Origin of the sequence: Oscillatoria sp. FACHB-1407 (assembly GCF_014697545.1) — a bacterium.
In the GTDB taxonomy this organism is placed as follows: Bacteria; Cyanobacteriota; Cyanobacteriia; order Elainellales; family Elainellaceae; genus FACHB-1407.
Map to the genome: position 1 here is coordinate 1 of NZ_JACJSA010000031.1, position 14,834 is coordinate 14,834.

14 protein-coding genes, 6 tRNA genes and 2 pseudogenes are annotated in these 14,834 nt (G+C 47.8%); 20 read left to right on the forward strand and 2 right to left on the reverse strand.

Going from position 1 to position 14,834, the window contains the following annotated elements; all coding sequences use genetic code 11:
• Positions 1 to 320 precede the first annotated feature (320 nt).
• The 11 genes from H6G89_RS31070 to H6G89_RS31120 all read left to right on the forward strand — a co-directional run bounded on the left by H6G89_RS31070 (position 321) and on the right by H6G89_RS31120 (position 4,956).
• Positions 321 to 394, forward strand: a tRNA-Gly gene (locus tag H6G89_RS31070).
• A gap of 106 nt (positions 395 to 500) precedes the next feature.
• A tRNA-Val gene (locus H6G89_RS31075) sits at positions 501 to 575 on the forward strand.
• A gap of 81 nt (positions 576 to 656) precedes the next feature.
• Positions 657 to 733: transfer RNA gene (locus H6G89_RS31080), tRNA-Ala, on the forward strand.
• Positions 734 to 906: 173 nt separating this feature from the next.
• A tRNA-His gene (locus H6G89_RS31085) sits at positions 907 to 983 on the forward strand.
• Positions 984 to 1,074: 91 nt separating this feature from the next.
• Positions 1,075 to 1,163: transfer RNA gene (locus H6G89_RS31090), tRNA-OTHER, on the forward strand.
• A gap of 30 nt (positions 1,164 to 1,193) precedes the next feature.
• The gene (locus H6G89_RS31095; RefSeq protein ID WP_190513901.1) at positions 1,194 to 1,394 is read left to right on the forward strand and encodes a hypothetical protein; all 201 of its coding nucleotides are present in this window, start codon (positions 1,194 to 1,196) and stop codon (positions 1,392 to 1,394) included.
• A gap of 189 nt (positions 1,395 to 1,583) precedes the next feature.
• Positions 1,584 to 1,657 (forward strand) — tRNA-Lys (locus H6G89_RS31100).
• A gap of 361 nt (positions 1,658 to 2,018) precedes the next feature.
• On the forward strand, positions 2,019 to 3,452 hold the full coding sequence (locus H6G89_RS31105) for a vWA domain-containing protein (protein ID WP_190513902.1): 1,434 nt from the start codon (positions 2,019 to 2,021) through the stop codon (positions 3,450 to 3,452).
• An 89-nt stretch (positions 3,453 to 3,541) separates the two neighbouring features.
• Positions 3,542 to 3,829 carry a Txe/YoeB family addiction module toxin gene (locus H6G89_RS31110; protein ID WP_190513903.1) on the forward strand — a complete coding sequence of 96 codons (288 nt, stop codon included), beginning with the start codon at positions 3,542 to 3,544 and terminating at the stop codon, positions 3,827 to 3,829.
• A 21-nt stretch (positions 3,830 to 3,850) separates the two neighbouring features.
• Positions 3,851 to 4,150, forward strand: a complete 300-nt coding sequence (locus tag H6G89_RS31115) for a type II toxin-antitoxin system Phd/YefM family antitoxin (RefSeq protein WP_190513904.1) — start codon at positions 3,851 to 3,853, stop codon at positions 4,148 to 4,150.
• A gap of 17 nt (positions 4,151 to 4,167) precedes the next feature.
• Positions 4,168 to 4,956: a MerR family transcriptional regulator gene (locus H6G89_RS31120; RefSeq protein WP_190513905.1), complete on the forward strand. Its 789-nt coding sequence runs from the start codon at positions 4,168 to 4,170 to the stop codon at positions 4,954 to 4,956.
• Between the two features lie 46 nt (positions 4,957 to 5,002).
• Here the strand turns inward: H6G89_RS31120 and H6G89_RS31125 are convergent, their stop codons facing one another.
• Positions 5,003 to 5,227: a DUF433 domain-containing protein gene (locus tag H6G89_RS31125; RefSeq protein WP_190513906.1), complete on the reverse strand. Its 225-nt coding sequence runs from the start codon at positions 5,225 to 5,227 to the stop codon at positions 5,003 to 5,005.
• Positions 5,228 to 5,439: 212 nt separating this feature from the next.
• Between H6G89_RS31125 and H6G89_RS31130 the strand changes: the two are divergent.
• The 8 genes and pseudogenes from H6G89_RS31130 to H6G89_RS34655 all read left to right on the forward strand — a co-directional run.
• Positions 5,440 to 5,660 (forward strand): annotated as a pseudogene (locus H6G89_RS31130) (NADAR family protein); the annotation flags it as partial.
• Positions 5,657 to 6,241: a 3'-5' exonuclease gene (locus tag H6G89_RS31135; RefSeq protein WP_190513907.1), complete on the forward strand. Its 585-nt coding sequence runs from the start codon at positions 5,657 to 5,659 to the stop codon at positions 6,239 to 6,241. The pseudogene H6G89_RS31130 and the gene H6G89_RS31135, both read left to right, overlap by 4 nt.
• Positions 6,242 to 6,246: 5 nt before the next feature.
• A complete protein-coding gene (locus H6G89_RS31140) occupies positions 6,247 to 7,080 on the forward strand; it encodes a hypothetical protein (RefSeq protein WP_190513908.1) in 834 nt (277 codons plus the stop codon).
• A gap of 80 nt (positions 7,081 to 7,160) precedes the next feature.
• Positions 7,161 to 7,271, forward strand: a pseudogene (locus tag H6G89_RS36500) (IS1 family transposase); the annotation flags it as partial.
• A gap of 15 nt (positions 7,272 to 7,286) precedes the next feature.
• Positions 7,287 to 7,439, forward strand: coding sequence for an IS1-like element transposase (locus H6G89_RS35355; protein ID WP_242060205.1), 153 nt, complete (start codon positions 7,287 to 7,289; stop codon positions 7,437 to 7,439).
• Between the two features lies 1 nt (position 7,440).
• Complete coding sequence (locus H6G89_RS35360; protein WP_190513910.1) at positions 7,441 to 7,632, forward strand: IS1 family transposase; 192 nt, start codon at positions 7,441 to 7,443, stop codon at positions 7,630 to 7,632.
• Complete coding sequence (locus H6G89_RS31155) at positions 7,629 to 7,820, forward strand: hypothetical protein (protein WP_190513911.1); 192 nt, start codon at positions 7,629 to 7,631, stop codon at positions 7,818 to 7,820. The genes H6G89_RS35360 and H6G89_RS31155 overlap by 4 nt, the downstream gene beginning before the upstream one ends.
• A gap of 150 nt (positions 7,821 to 7,970) precedes the next feature.
• Positions 7,971 to 12,533 (forward strand): GAF domain-containing protein, encoded by a 4,563-nt coding sequence (locus H6G89_RS34655; protein ID WP_199337035.1) that lies wholly within the window; start codon positions 7,971 to 7,973, stop codon positions 12,531 to 12,533.
• Positions 12,534 to 12,825: 292 nt separating this feature from the next.
• Here the strand turns inward: H6G89_RS34655 and H6G89_RS31175 are convergent, their stop codons facing one another.
• Positions 12,826 to 13,032, reverse strand: coding sequence for a hypothetical protein (locus tag H6G89_RS31175; RefSeq protein ID WP_190513912.1), 207 nt, complete (start codon positions 13,030 to 13,032; stop codon positions 12,826 to 12,828).
• 462 nt (positions 13,033 to 13,494) lie between these two features.
• On the opposite strand from H6G89_RS31175, the gene H6G89_RS31180 reads away from it, so the two are divergent.
• Complete coding sequence (locus H6G89_RS31180) at positions 13,495 to 14,793, forward strand: NAD(P)/FAD-dependent oxidoreductase (RefSeq protein ID WP_190513913.1); 1,299 nt, start codon at positions 13,495 to 13,497, stop codon at positions 14,791 to 14,793.
• Positions 14,794 to 14,834 lie beyond the last annotated feature (41 nt).

A 14,834-nucleotide genomic window follows, 5' to 3' on the forward strand; every position in this document is an offset into this window, starting at 1 on the left:
GATTCACCTGCCTTAACAGCAGTCTCAAAGCTAGATATATTGCCGTGAAAGGTTTTCAGGCGATATGACCCTTTTTCGTCAGAATCGTTGCCATACCCCAATTTGTAGTATTCAGTTTGTGTAAGAGATTGAAATTTAATCAAATTTTGAGCCTTAAACTATAGGCTCGAAGCGCAGGGATTTGTCCTCTATGCACTGTGAAAAGTGCAGGACACTTATTTTTGTCCTGTATGGCAGAAGTCAGACATACAGCAGCACTCACACATACAGGACAAAATTTTTGTTACATAAGGTTCAAATCCTGTCGCCAGCCCCAGAATGTGGACATGGTGTAGTGGTAGCATGTGAGGCTTCCAACCTCTTGGTGTGGGTTCGAGTCCCACTGTCCATACCAAACGCGATCGTGATGTAGCGGCGAGCATCTGAGTGCGCCACACTCAGCGCATGGGTTCGAGTCCCATCGCGCTGCTTCGCAGATACCCGCAAGGGGTCGCTCTCGTAGTCCTGTAGCTCAACGGTGGAGCATCTGTCTTACAAACAGAGGGTTGCAGGTTCAAATCCTGTCAGGACTACCAATTCAAGGACTGAGTAACGAGGACTGAGGACTGGGAAAAAGCTGTACTCAGCACTTAGTCCTCAGCACTCAGCACTCACTTGGGTCTGTAGCTTAACTGGGAAAGCGTCTGCCTTGCAAGCAGAAAGATGTCGGTTCAAATCCGACCAGAATCCACCAAACCTGGGTCTGTAGCTCTAGTGGCAGAGCACCTAAACCACCTTGTACCCTAATCAGCAAAGCTTACATACTAACTTCCTGTTAAGAAGCAAAAAACTGCTTTGTGAACTTGTACGAGGGATGAGTGCAATTCTCATCGGGAGGTGATCGGTTCGATTCCGATCAGATCCACTGTGACTGAACCCGAAGTGGTGGAGGGGCTGGTCTGTGACACCAGTGTTAGCGAGTTCGACTCTCGTCAGTCACCCCAAATGGAAACTGCGGCTGAAGGTCAGCAACCTGCCTCGAAAACAGGCGTGCAGTTCATGCTGTAGAGGTTCGATTCCTCCAGTTTCCGCTGATGGAAGGTGCGGCTGTGTGGACGGCAACTGGCTTGGAAGCCCAGAGGATAGTTTTAATGCTATCGAGGTTCGACTCCTCCTCCTTCCGCTGTTTTATCGATAAGTAAGAGGTGATGGTAATGGTACATATTCGGTTTGAAGGGCGATCGCTCGACATTCCAGAAACTCAGCTAGGAATTACCACAGGTATGAGTGATATCGCAGTCAAAGAACAAGTTTCCAGACACTTGGATGTCAACACCAATCGACTCTCCGCGTATGTAGTCGATCGCCGTCCGAGTGGTGATCTGATCATTCGTCCTGAAGCCGTTTACGGTTAATTATTCAATTCCGCACCCTGACTTGAAAAGCTTACATACTTAGGGATCAGAAGGTTGCAGGTGCGATTCCTGCTTACTCCGATTGGGGTGATAGCTCAATGAGTAGAGCATCTGAATGTATTAACCGCTTTTCTAACTTGTGTGGAATCGCAAATTCAATCTGCACTTCGTGCCCTGACTGAAAAAGCTTACATACTTGCTCAATGGTAGAGCAGCCGCCTTTTAAGCGATTGGTTACAGGTTCAAATCCTGTGTATGATCCAACTGCTTTTTTGACTTGCACGAAATGATCTTTATCTAATACCAATTTGAATTGGCTTCGCTGCACATGATTCCGTAAGGGCGTTTCGCGAAACGCCCCTACCCAGTGATCTGCCACAATCAAACATTAAATCGGTATAAAATTTGGCAGTTGTTGCCGCGCCCCGATCGTAGAAGCTTACATACTCTCCACCAAACCCAAGGTGCGTATCTGGAGGGATACGCTGCGAGCCTGAACCTTAATTAGCAGGCAAAACTGGAGGGATAACACTCTCCAGCCAAGCTTCTGCAACTTGCGCGGTGACTCTTCACCGTTGCGTGCAACATCTGCCTCCTCATCCACGACAACCAGAGGAGGTTCTTATGAACAACACTGAACGCGATTTGCGTCTGGAAATGCTCAACAGCTTGCTCACCACCCCTCACCGCAAGCTGGAGCAAGTGGCAGAAATCCACCAACTGATCGTTGAACTTGACCCCATCTTCTACGGGCACCTGGCAGTCTGGTATCAGCGCAATGGTGACGTGCGCGACCACAAGGAAGTGTTTGTTGCTCACCTGCTGACCAGCGATCTGGTAGAACACCGCGATGCAGGATTCATCATGCTGCAAGAGTTTCCCCCTTATCAGGTAGCTCGTGTGGTGGACTTCATGAAGCAGCACCGCAACAAGTTACCTCGTTCTGCCCGGACTGCCGTACAGCGGTATTTGAAGGTGCGGGAAAGCAACCCTGCCCTATTCGATCGCGCCGCTCTGCGGGGACGTAAGGCAATGAAGCACCTGTATGCCTCGTTGCACATCAAGCCTGACGAGCGAGCAAATGCGATTCTGTTCCGTGATCAACCTCCAGTAGGTTCGTTGGCAGAGGTGCTAAAGCAGCTTGCAAAGACTGAAAGTGCCGCAGAACAGGCACGGTTGATTGTCGAGTTCAAGTTGCCCTATGCGATCGCCATTGGTGCGATCAAGCAACTGACTCCGACTGTTCTGGTGGCGTTAATTAACAGCATGACTCCACAGGAAGTGATCAATAACCTCAAGTCCCTGAAGGCAAGAGGCGCAATGGATCACCCAGAGGTGAAGGCGTTGATTGATGGCAAGCTGGATGAAGCATCCAAGAGTACGCGAGTTGCGGCATTCAAAGCTCAAGTTGCAGCCGATGCAGCGGATCTCGATGACGATACCCTGGCCCGGTTGGAGAAGGTGACGAATGAGCAGGTGAAGCAGCGTGGTGTCATTACCCGTCCCACAGCGTTGCTCGTAGATAAGTCAGGTTCGATGGAGAATGCGATCGAATTAGGGAAGCGACTCGCCGCCCTGATCTCTGGCATTACTCAGGCAGATCTGTTTGTCTACGCCTTCGACAACATTCCCTACCCTGTCGCTGCACAGGGCAAGGAGTTGACCGACTGGGAGCGGGCATTCCAGTACATCAAGGCAGGTGGCGGTACGAGCATTGGTGCGCCTCTGGAAGCGATGCGGAAAAAGCGTCAGGTAGTGGATCAGATCATCGTCGTCACAGACGAAGGTGAGAATGCGGCTCCCTACTTCGGTGAGGTTTATAAGACCTACTGCCGGGAGTTGGCAGTGATGCCTAACGTAGTAATCGTTCGTGTGGGTGGTTACTGCAACTGGCTAGAGAGCCAACTGAAGGGACAGCAAGCCCCTGTAGAAACGTTTACCTTTGCGGGAGACTACTACAGCTTGCCCAACCTCGTACCTCTGTTAACCTGTCCATCTCGTCTAGACCTGCTGATGGAGATTCTAGACACACCGCTGCCTGTGCGATCGGATAAGTAGCACCAAAGGTGCGTAAGGGTAATACCAAGCGCACCTTTACTCTTTCAATGGAACTGAGTTTAGAATAGAACTCAAAACATCTTGAATGTATGGGTGCTGAGGTTGAACAGAAACAGAATCGCGAGGCTGTGTTTCAGCCTGAGTTTATTGAAGATCTGGAATATTGGGTTGAAACCGATCGCAAGATGGCACTCCGCATTATCAAGTTGGTTAAAGAAATTCTCCGCGAACCTTTTGAAGGAACTGGCAAGCCAGAGCCTCTGAAATACGATTTAGCTGGATGCTGGTCACGTCGCTTGAATAAAGAACACCGAATTGTTTATAGGGTCAGCGATCGCCAGATTGATTTTCTGCAAGCACGGTATCACTACGAGTAACACAATTGAGAGGTTAAAACTATGTCAACCCAAATTTCTTATGTTGATGCTCAAGTCAATCTCGGTGAATTGTGCGATCGCGTTGTTGAGACAGGTGAAGCCGTGATCATCACTCGCCCTGATGGTAAAAATGTTGCTCTAGTTTCTGAAGCTGAATTGTCGAGTTTGCTGGAAACGCTTTATTTGTTGCGATCGCCTGCGAATGCATCTCGTTTAGCCACAGCGTTAGAGCGATCGAAATCAGGTGAAGTACAACCGCAAGCGATCAATGAGTTGTATCAGAGATTTGGGCTTGAAGAGAAAGATACTAACGATAATTAGGTTTCGCGTTTTGAACTATGCTGACAGTAAGTGAGGTTGCTCATATTTTTGGTGTAGATCGAAATACTATTAAGAAGTGGGCTTATAAGTTTCGAGATTACTTGAGTTCCAAGGCCAATCCTTCTAAAGGAGAAATACGCTACTTCACGCAAGAAGATTTAATGGTATTAGCCTTGGTTTCTTACTACTGGGAAGAAGAACCAGATTATGAGCATATTTATGCTCATCTAAATAGTAAAGACCATTATTCGGATTGTTATGTAGCAGTCGCGTATGTGAATACACCAATCTTTCAAGACATCCCTGATGATTTTGAAGGGGGTGAATACCCAGCATTAATAGGGTTCGGTGGATGGAAACAAGATGAAAGTGACCTTAGCTTCAGAATAGCAAATGCCTACAAAATAGCAGGCGATCAGTTAGTAGAAACAGCCATATCTTCTCACACAGCATACGAATTGTTTTATCCGATTGTTTTTGCATATCGTCATGCGCTGGAAGTGTATCTAAAAATTCTCCTCTACCCTAATAAATATGAGAAAACTCATGAGCTATCGCCCCTAATCCATGCTTGTCAAATCAAGTTTGGAAAGGAGTTTTCTAAATGGTCTAAAGACCGTTTATACGAATTTGAGGAGATGGATTGCTACTCCGATGCTTTTCGCTATGCAGATAGCAAGACTCCTTATCCTACTAGAGAAACGATCGTTAATCTTAGACAACTGCGAGTTGTTGTAGATCATCTATGTACAGATATGAAGAATTTGGCTCGTAATATCAACATACCTCCAGTTTATTTGTCTTAGCTTTAAAGCATTCTCGTTTTTACAGAGTAGATGCTTTAGAGAAGTTTCATACTTGAATTGTCAGGGTTTGTCCTTCGCGATCAGCCGCATAGCCCAAGCAAGCGAGAATATCTTCCTGAGTTAGATAAGGAAAGTCATCCAAAATTTCCTCATACGTCATGCCTGAAGCCAAATAGGACAGCACATCATAAACCGTGATTCGCATTCCGCGAATGCAGGGTTTGCCTCCACGTTTTCCAGGCTCAATCGTGATGATGTCTTGATATCGCATAGTTTTCTTTGAGCTTGAAACATGACTATCTTAACGGTTGCAGTGGTGGCAGCCCTATTTTCAGGAATTTCCTGACACTACTTGTAGTGCATTGTAGTGTAAATTGTATTATGGATTTAACTGATCGCTCAATCGAGGAGGTGATTCTGATGAGCGACAGGTCGAAAGCGTAGGTCGTGGCGGCGATCGCCCTTAAGAAAAATTTTGGTAAAAAGGCAGTTCTGCAAAAGTTTAGAACCCATGCAGATATCCGAGAAATACTGCTGGCAACTGGGGATAAAGTGCTAGTGGAGAACTCTCCGATCGATTACTACTGGGGCTGTGGCAAAGATGGCAGCGGCAAAACAAATTGGGGCAAATTTTGATGGAAGTCCGTGAGATTTTACGCCACGAAAATGATAGATACGAGTTAGGGGAGGGGAGGAGTCGATGATGAACTTAACTCAATACGATTACTATTTAGCCCTTGATTTAGAAGCGACCTGTTGTAACCAAGAAACGATCAAGCGGCACCAGATGGAAATTATCGAAATCGGAGCCGTAATGGTTGCAGCACAGGATTTAACTGTGATTGATCAATTCCAAACATTCATCAAACCCGTTCGTTATCCTGTCCTCACACCGTTCTGCAAGTCATTAACCACAATTACCCAGAAACAAGTTGATCAGGCTCCGGGTTATGTAGAGGCGATCGCCCTCTTAAAACAATGGCTGTCCAATTACCCCAATGCGGTGTTTGGTTCCTGGGGTGATTATGACCGCAACCAATTCAAACAGGACAGTAAGTTTCATAACGTTCCTTTCCCTATTGCTTATCCGCACGTCAACCTTAAACAGTTGTTCAGTGAGGCTCAAGGTTTACCCAAGCGATATGGCATGGCAGAAGCCCTGCAACTGGCGGGCATTGCACTGGAGGGAACTCATCACCGGGGCATTGATGATGCCAGAAACATTGCTAAATTGCTGCCGTTTATTCTGGGTAAACAGCAACTAACTCAGCCCTCAACCGCTTAATGACAATGACCAACATCCACAAGCTACTCAACCAGATTGCGAGTGCTGAAGCACAACTGCAAACAACCCAATTTCTCGCACCTTGCGTCAAAGGTGGACGAGTTCGCACACGGGTAGCAGGGATGCTCTATACCTTTACCCCTAAACCTCGCCAGTTTGAAGGATGGGGTATTTTTCAGCCTATGGATGAACAAACCGCAACGCTCGTTGAGGTAGCAGATTTACCCCAAATTTCAGCTTACTTGCAGCAGTTTCCAGCAATTCGATTGCGGTTGGCGTATCCCTTACAAAATCGAAGCTGGTTAGCGTATCCAATCAATGAAGCGGATATGTGGCAACGGTTTAAGACGGTTAGACCTTTTGCTGTGCATCTGGTGACAGAAGGCGTTGCCTTTGAGCAAATCCTCACACGTTGGAATGGCAACTCCTGCTGGTTTGAGGAAGTCGATCGCCGTGCTGACCCTGCGATCGCCGAAGCCCTACAATCCAATCTCAAACAATTGGCTCCCATTGAGGAATTGCAGTTTAAGGGGATAACTCCAGAGATGCGAACCCTCTATGAATTAGCGACTCAGCAGATAGAGGAGTTTGCCCAACCTCAACGGGATGAGAAGCGACTGCGGCAGGCTCTCAAACTGGGTGGCGGTGAACTCCACCAGTTCCAGGATCGGGGTGACTACTGGACAGTGGATTGGACAACAGCGGATGGCGTGCGTCATACCAGTGCGATCGCCAAAGAGGATCTGACCGTTGTCAGTTCTGGTATTTGCTTGAGTGGACGCGATCGCGATTTTGACCTGCAATCGTTAGTGGGTGTGATGGAACACCAAGAGTGGTGAGACTATGACCATCTGGCGGTGTTCCAGACCTGTGGATTTAAGGCACAATTAAAAGTAGTCTGATTCCCCTAATTCTGCCAATGGTTCGAGAACCCATCCACTGTCCTAGTTGTAATTGCACTAACATCGTTAAACACGGAAAGTCACCAGAAGGAAAACAACGATACAAGTGCCGCAATACCGATTGCCCCCGTTCTACTTTCCTCTTGCAATACGCTTATCAAGGATATTTGCCAGACGTTAAGCAGAAGATTAGCGATATGGCAGTCAACGGCAGTGGTATTCGGGATACCGCACGAGTCCTCCACATTAGCCCAACCACCGTAATTGAAGAATTAAAAAAAAGAACACGCGATTGAAGTGGTTAATCGACTGTTGTTGGAGCAGTTAGAGAATAGATCAGAACTCATGATGATTGTTCGAGTGGAGGAGGCTGAAATGGGTCGCTTTGTCGGGTCTAAGAAACGACAGCGTTGGTTGTGGTCTGCGATCGAGCATCAAAGCGGCCAGATGCTAGCTTATGGTTTGGCACCACATGAGGATGATGCTTGAGTAAAGCTCAAAGCGTTATTACAACCGTTTGGGTTAACTCGCTTTTACACGGATGCATGGAGAGCCACTACCAACGGGACGATTCCGATGGCTCTCTGCAAATCCATGTCAATGCGGGCGATCGCTCGGCTCAGTCCACCCCGTTGATTACTCGCTCAGGTCGCCCCATAGCGCAGCAGTCGGATTAGTTTAAACTTATCAAGCCAAGCAAAGGCTAAATTATTTACAATTAACTTTGTAAAAATCGATACTTCTTGTAAATTCTTTAGTACTTATTTACCTCCGTGTGGCGGTGGGGTGAATACTACAAATATCCCTGACAGCGACCGTTTTGACCTATGTCATTGCATCCTACCCTATCTTTTTTGGAACAGGTTTTGAGTCAGATCCGTCATGTGTCTCAAGAGATTCAGTGCGCTTCTGGTTTAGATACTGCTTTAGCGGCTGCAACTGTTGGTGCTAGAAAGATTTTAGGAAGCGATCGCGCCATTATTTACCAGTTCTTGCCAGGTGGAGATGGGGTCGTACTGGCTGAATCTGTCGGGCGGGAATGGCAACCGATTCAGGGGCAATTGATTTATGATCCCTGCTTTGAGACGAAATGGAATTTGCTCTACCAGCAGGGGCGAACTAGTGCGATCGCCGATCGAGAAACGGCAAACCTTGCTCCCTGCTACTTGGAACTCCTCACCCGCTTGCAAGTACGAGCCAATCTGGTCGTACCAATTTTGCTACAGCCTAGAGATAAAGCTTTATTGCCGGAACTCTGGGGGTTGTTGATTGCCCATCAATGCGGCAGCCCACGTCAATGGCAATCGCTTGATGTCGAAGTCTTGCGTCACCTTGCGATGCAACTGGGATGCAAGGTTCAAAGTTTGAGTTCTCATTCGACCGTCATTCTGCATCACGAACAGCCCCACCTTCCAGGTGAACAGGCTGCTGGAGCTAAAACAGGAAGCGATCGCCCTACAACCCATCAGGCTTCTGAAGCAGTTGATAGTGATTGTGGTGAAGGGGTATCCCTCAAAGCATTTGACTACTTACAAAATCCAGTTTGGGTGTTTGATATTGAGCGGTTGCAGATGCGATGGGCAAATCCGGTATCTCTACACCTGTGGAATGCAACCAGTCGGGATGAGTTACTGAGCCGTGACTTCAGTGATGCCTCAGAAACGACACGAATTCGGTTACAGAGCTACCTGCGACAGTTTGAACAGGGTAAGACGCTGATTGAGCAATGGACATTTTATCCAGAGGGGCAGCCTGTTTCAGTTCAATGTCGCTGCTCTGGTATTCCCCTAGAGCAGGGGCGTTTGGCGATGCTGGTAGAAGGTTCCGTTGAGACAGATTACCTGATTGACCAAGACACACTGCGATCGCTCGAAGCCCTACGCCATACCAGTGTCATGATCTCGCTTTACACGCTGGACGGTGTGCCTCTACTGCAAAACCCAGCCGCATTGCGGTGCTATGGCGATACATCCCATCCCAACATCGGCAACGAAAATGCCTTCTTGCGCCACTTCGTTGATCCAATCATCGGACAACGAGCCATGACGGCACTGGAGGCTGGAGGAGTTTTCAGCATCGAAACCCAAGTATTCACGCTAGAAGGCATTCGCTGGCATGGCATGGATGCACGTCGGGTGAATGACCCGGTAACGGGTAAATCTACAATCCTGGTAAATGAGAAAGATATTACCGCTCAACAAGCTGCCTTGAGCGATCGCCTGCAAGTAGAAGCTGAACTCGATGCCCAACAAACATTTCTCCGTCAAATTATTGATACCGTTCCCAGTTCAATCTATGTGAAAGATAAAGAAGGACGACTTCTGGTTGTCAATCAGGCAAGCACCGAGATTCACGGTAGTACTGTTGAAGCCATGTTGGGGAAACGGGAAACCGAATTTAATCCCAATTTTGATCCAGAGCAACTGAAAGAATTTTTGACGAACAATCGAGCGATTATGGAGAGTCGTCAGGCTTGTCAGCAAATTCAACAAATTACAACGTCAAATGGGGAGCGACGTTGGTATCAAACCGTGATTCGTCCCTGGATCGACGCAAATGATCAGATTCAAGGCATTATTGGTAACTCGGTTGATATCACCCAGTTGAAGCAAGCAGAAGCAGCACTTCAACAAAAGTCTGAGCGGCTTGCCACTATCATTACGGTGCAGCAAGATATTGCCCTGAGTCATCCCGATCTGGATGCGGTCATGGCATTGATCGTGGAACACGCGCAGCAATTGACCCATGCAAGTGGGTCAGTGATTGAACTGCTAGAAGGAGATGAACTAGTTTATCGAGCAGTGAGTGGTGTTGCGGCACCTCATTTAGGGTTTCGGTTGAAAGCCGCAACGAGTTTATCAGGGCAGTGCATTACAGAAGGAAAGATTTTGCGATGTGATGATGTGGAAATTGACCCACGAGTCGATCTAGCGGCCTGTCGTCAAATTGGCGTGCGATCGATGGTGGTAGTTCCCCTACTCACGTCAAGCGGGTGTACGGGCGTACTGAAGGTGTTTTCTCAGGCGATCGCGGCGTTTACTGAGCAAGATATTCAAACCTTGCAACTAATGGCAGGGTTCCTCGCCGCCTCAATTCAACTGGCGAGTGAATTTGAGTCTAAGAATACGCTCCTGCAAGCATTCCAGGAGAGTGAGGAACGTTACCGCTCTGTTGTGTCGGTAATGGCAGAAGGAATCGTGCTTCAACAAGCGGATGGACAGATCACGGCTTGTAACACTAGTGCCGAACGAATTTTAGGGCTGACTCAGGATCAAATGATGGGGCGCACCTCCATTGATCCACGTTGGCAGGCAATTCATGAAGATGGCTCTCCGTTTCCGGGTGAAACCCATCCGGCCATGGTGACACTGCGGACAGGAGAACCGCAGTCAAACGTGATTATGGGGGTTCATAAACCCAATGGCAGTCTCACCTGGATCTCCATTAACTCTCAACCTCTGATCTGTCCAGATCAATCACTTTCCTATGCCGTCGTCACGTCATTTGTTGACATCACGGTTCAGAAGCAGGCAGAAATTAATCTCCGATACCAGACAGAACGGGAACGGATGATCGCGACCATCTCCCAACACATTCGCGAATCCCTCGATTTGAATTCTATTCTCAATACGACGGTGAGCGAGGTGCGTCACTTCTTACAGTGCGATCGCGTCATCATTTACCGCTTCAACCCCGATTGGAGTGGAACTGTGGTGACAGAATCCGTCGCTCCGGGTTGGAACTCTATCCTAAACATGGAGATTCGGGATACCTATTTTGTCGAAAATCGTGAGCAAGCCTACGCAAAACGAACCAGTTATGCACGAGACAACATCTACACCACAGGATTAAGCCCATGCCATATTGAGTTACTGGAAACACTGCAAGTGAAAGCCAAACTGGTCGTTCCGATCTGGCAGGGCGATACCCTTTGGGGCTTGTTAGTTGCCCACCAGTGTCAGGCTCCGCGCCACTGGCAATCGTTGGAGCAAGATCTCCTGTTACAACTCGCAACCCAGGTGGCGATCGCCATTCAACAATCTGAGCTTTATCATCAGGTGCAGCACTGGAATACTCATCTAGAACTCCAGGTGCAGGAGCGTACCGCACAACTTCAGCAGGCATTAGACTTTGAAGCTCTGTTAAAACGCATCACTGATAAGGTACGTGACAGCCTGGATGAACAGGAGATTTTGCGTTCTGCCGTACAAGAACTGGCACTGGGGTTAGAGACTGTTTGCTGTGACACAGGCATTTATAACGCCGATCAGACGACCTCTACAATCGCTTACGAATTCAGTCATCACCTGTCTTCAGCCAAGGGTAAAACCTTTGCCATCTCAAGTGCGCCTCACACGGAAGTTTATCAATTCTTGCTGCAAGGGCAGGTTTGCCAATTTTGTGATGTGGCTCCTAACCCACTGCGCTCGGATCAGCAGTTGCTAACGGTGCTTGCCTGTCCCATCATGGATGATCAAGGGGTACTGGGTGATCTCTGGTTATTCAAGCCTTCGGATTTAGAGTTTAATGATCAGGAAGTGCGATTGGTGCAACAGGTTGCTAATCAATGTGCGATCGCCCTTCGTCAATCTCGCTTGTACCACGCTGCCCAGTCGCAGGTCGAGGAATTAGCACGACTCAATCAACTCAAAGATGATTTTCTGAGCACTGTCTCCCATGAGTTGAAAACACCCATGTCGAGTATGAAAACGGCAATTCAGATGTTGGAGATTTGTTTGCACCCGTTAGGTGTTTTTGAGCCAGAAACGAATCCCATTAATCGCTACTTCCAAATTCTGCAAACTGAGTATCAGCGGGAAATGGGACTGATTAATGACCTGTTAGACTTGACTCGAATTGATTCTGGAACAGAGCCTCTAAACCTTTCTCCCATTCATCTCCAATATTGGATTGCTCATGTGTTAGAACCCTTTGTGGAACGCACCTATCATCAAGAGCAACACCTGGAAATCGTGATTCCAGACGACTTACCACCGCTGACAACAGATCTTTCCTATCTCGAACGGGTTATCACAGAGTTACTCCACAATGCCTTCAAATACACACCTTCGGGAGAAGAGATTACCGTTTCAGCCCGTTTATCCCCCAATCAGGATAGAGACTTTATCCGCATTGAAGTGAGCAATACAGGGGTAGAAATTCCTGAATTGGAGCGCGATCGCATCTTCGATAAGTTTTACCGCATTCCCAACAACGACCCATGGAAACATGGGGGTACGGGGTTAGGATTGTCCCTTGTCAAGAAGATCGTTCAACGACTGGGTGGTGCAATTTGGGTGGAGAGCAGCCATTCTCTCACCCAGATCATCTTGCAACTCCCCCTCGATCAACACCCTGCTAGATCAATTGACGGTTCTCAAGAATTGTAGCTTTGGTCAGAAAGAAGGCAATGGCAATGGCTCAAACCCGAATGCTGGGAAAGCTTCCGACTTGCCTCTGCCCCACTGAAGCGATAATGATTAACTTTCGCAACCTCTGTTCAGTCTGCAATCCAACAAGGCTCTCTTACGCAAGATTAAATTTCAGGGATTTAAAGGGTGATATTTCATCTGCTGCGAGGTAATACCGATTTAATGTTTGATTGTGGCAGATCACTGGGTAGGGGCGTTTCGCGAAACGCCCTTACGGAATCAGGTGCAGCGAAGCCAATTCAAATTGGTATCAATTCAAATCTCTAGCGGCAGGTGGTTCCTCAAGTAGCTGGTGAGGTAGGGCAATGCTTTGCAGTTGTGGAGGCGATATCACCCCTGTTGCAATCGTTCGGCGGTTTGACCCATCATCGGCAGCGGAAAACAGCAGACCCCTTGGGCTTGATTGAGTGGGCGCGGGTTCGGTAACTGGCAGCTTTAGCATCGGTAATGTAGACAAAGTGGCGATGTCCTATGCCAAAACTGAGCCAATTACTATTCGTGCCTGAGTAAAAAAGCTTAAGTCTCGTTCCTAGCTTCTAGCTAGGAATGTACTCATGGAGGCAGAGCCTCCGTCACTCCATTTCCAAGCTTCTGCTTGGAAACGAGGTTTGTATAAGATTTGTTGACGAAGAGAGTGACAGAAGAGGGGTAAAAAAGCTTTATATCAATTTGACTATTCATTTTATAACTATATAGTAATATGGTTTAACATGGTTTTATAGAGGGCAATGCTGAAACCGATGATTGACCGGAGACAGTCGTGGACTCTACACCAGTGGATCAGATTTGTTGCAGGTGGCATGGTGCTCATTAGCCTTTTGCTTTCGCTGACTCACTCAAGCTGGTTATTTTTAACTGCTTTCGTAGGAGTGAACCTGCTGCAATCAGTGACTAAAAACTTACACTTAGGGGCGCACGTATGGCTCATGTTGTAGTCATTGGGGCTGGATTAGGAGGATTACCAACGGCTTATGAACTCAGGCATCTATTGCCATCTAAGCATCAGGTTACGTTAATTTCCAATACGCCTAAATTCACATTCATCCCTTCCTTGCCCTGGGTTGCTCTCGATCTGATGTGTCTAGAGCAAATCCAAATTGATCTTCCAACCCTTCTCCCTTCGCAGGGAATTCAATGGGTGCAAGGAACTGTAAAACAAATTGACCCGATCGCCCGCACGTTGAGAGTTGCAGAGCAAATCATCACCTATGATTATGTTGTGATTGCAACAGGAGCCGACTTAGCTCTAGATGCGGTCCCAGGTCTGGGTCCCGAAGAGGGTTACACCCAGTCGGTTTGTAATCCACATCATGCAGAACTCGCCCATGCCGCATGGCTTAAGTTTCTAGAAAAGCCAGGGGAGTTAGTAGTGGGTGCCGTACCAGGAGCCAGTTGCTTTGGTCCTGTGTATGAGTTTGCCCTGTTAGCTGATTTTGTCTTGCGAAAGCGGGGATTGAGAGAGCAAGTTCCGATCACAATTGTCACTCCAGAGCCTTATGCAGGGCATCTGGGAATTGGTGGGATGGCAAACTCAGCCCAACTCGTGACCCAACTGCTACAGCAGCGGCAGGTCAACCTGATTGAAAATGCTGCAATTACAGGTATTTCAGCCGATCATATCCAGTTAGCCGATGGGCGAGTTTTACCATTTTGCTATTCAATGCTCCTCCCTCCCTTTAGAGGTCCCCGTTTCCTACGTGATGCTGTAGGGTTGGCTGATCGTAAGGGCTTTTTACCCGTTTTACCCACCTATCAGCATCCTGATTTTGACTCGGTTTATGGGGTTGGGGTCATTACTCAACTGGCTCCACCTGAGGCCACACCCCTTCCCATCGGTGTACCCAAAACAGGGCAAATGACCGAGGCAATGGGAATGGCAGTGGCACACAACATTGCGATTAAGTTGGGCGCGATCGCGGCTACTCCCGTCAAACCCACATTAGAGGCAATTTGCTTTGCTGACTTTGGCGATACAGGAATTGTGTTTCTCGCCTCTCCCGTTTTACCTGACCCTGAACTCGGTAGACGGCGACGGGCGATCGCGCTAAAGGGACGGTGGGTTAGTTGGGCAAAGACAGGGTTTGAGCGGTATTTTCTGGCAAAGATGCGATTGGGAGCAGCCGTTCCCTGGTTTGAACGATTGGGCTTACAGGGGTTGGGGTTGTCATTGGTAGAACCCATCCAACCCAAAAAAGAAATTTCAACTGTAAGGCAATGATCCAGAACTGGAATGAACTGAAAACCTTAGCAAAGAGAATC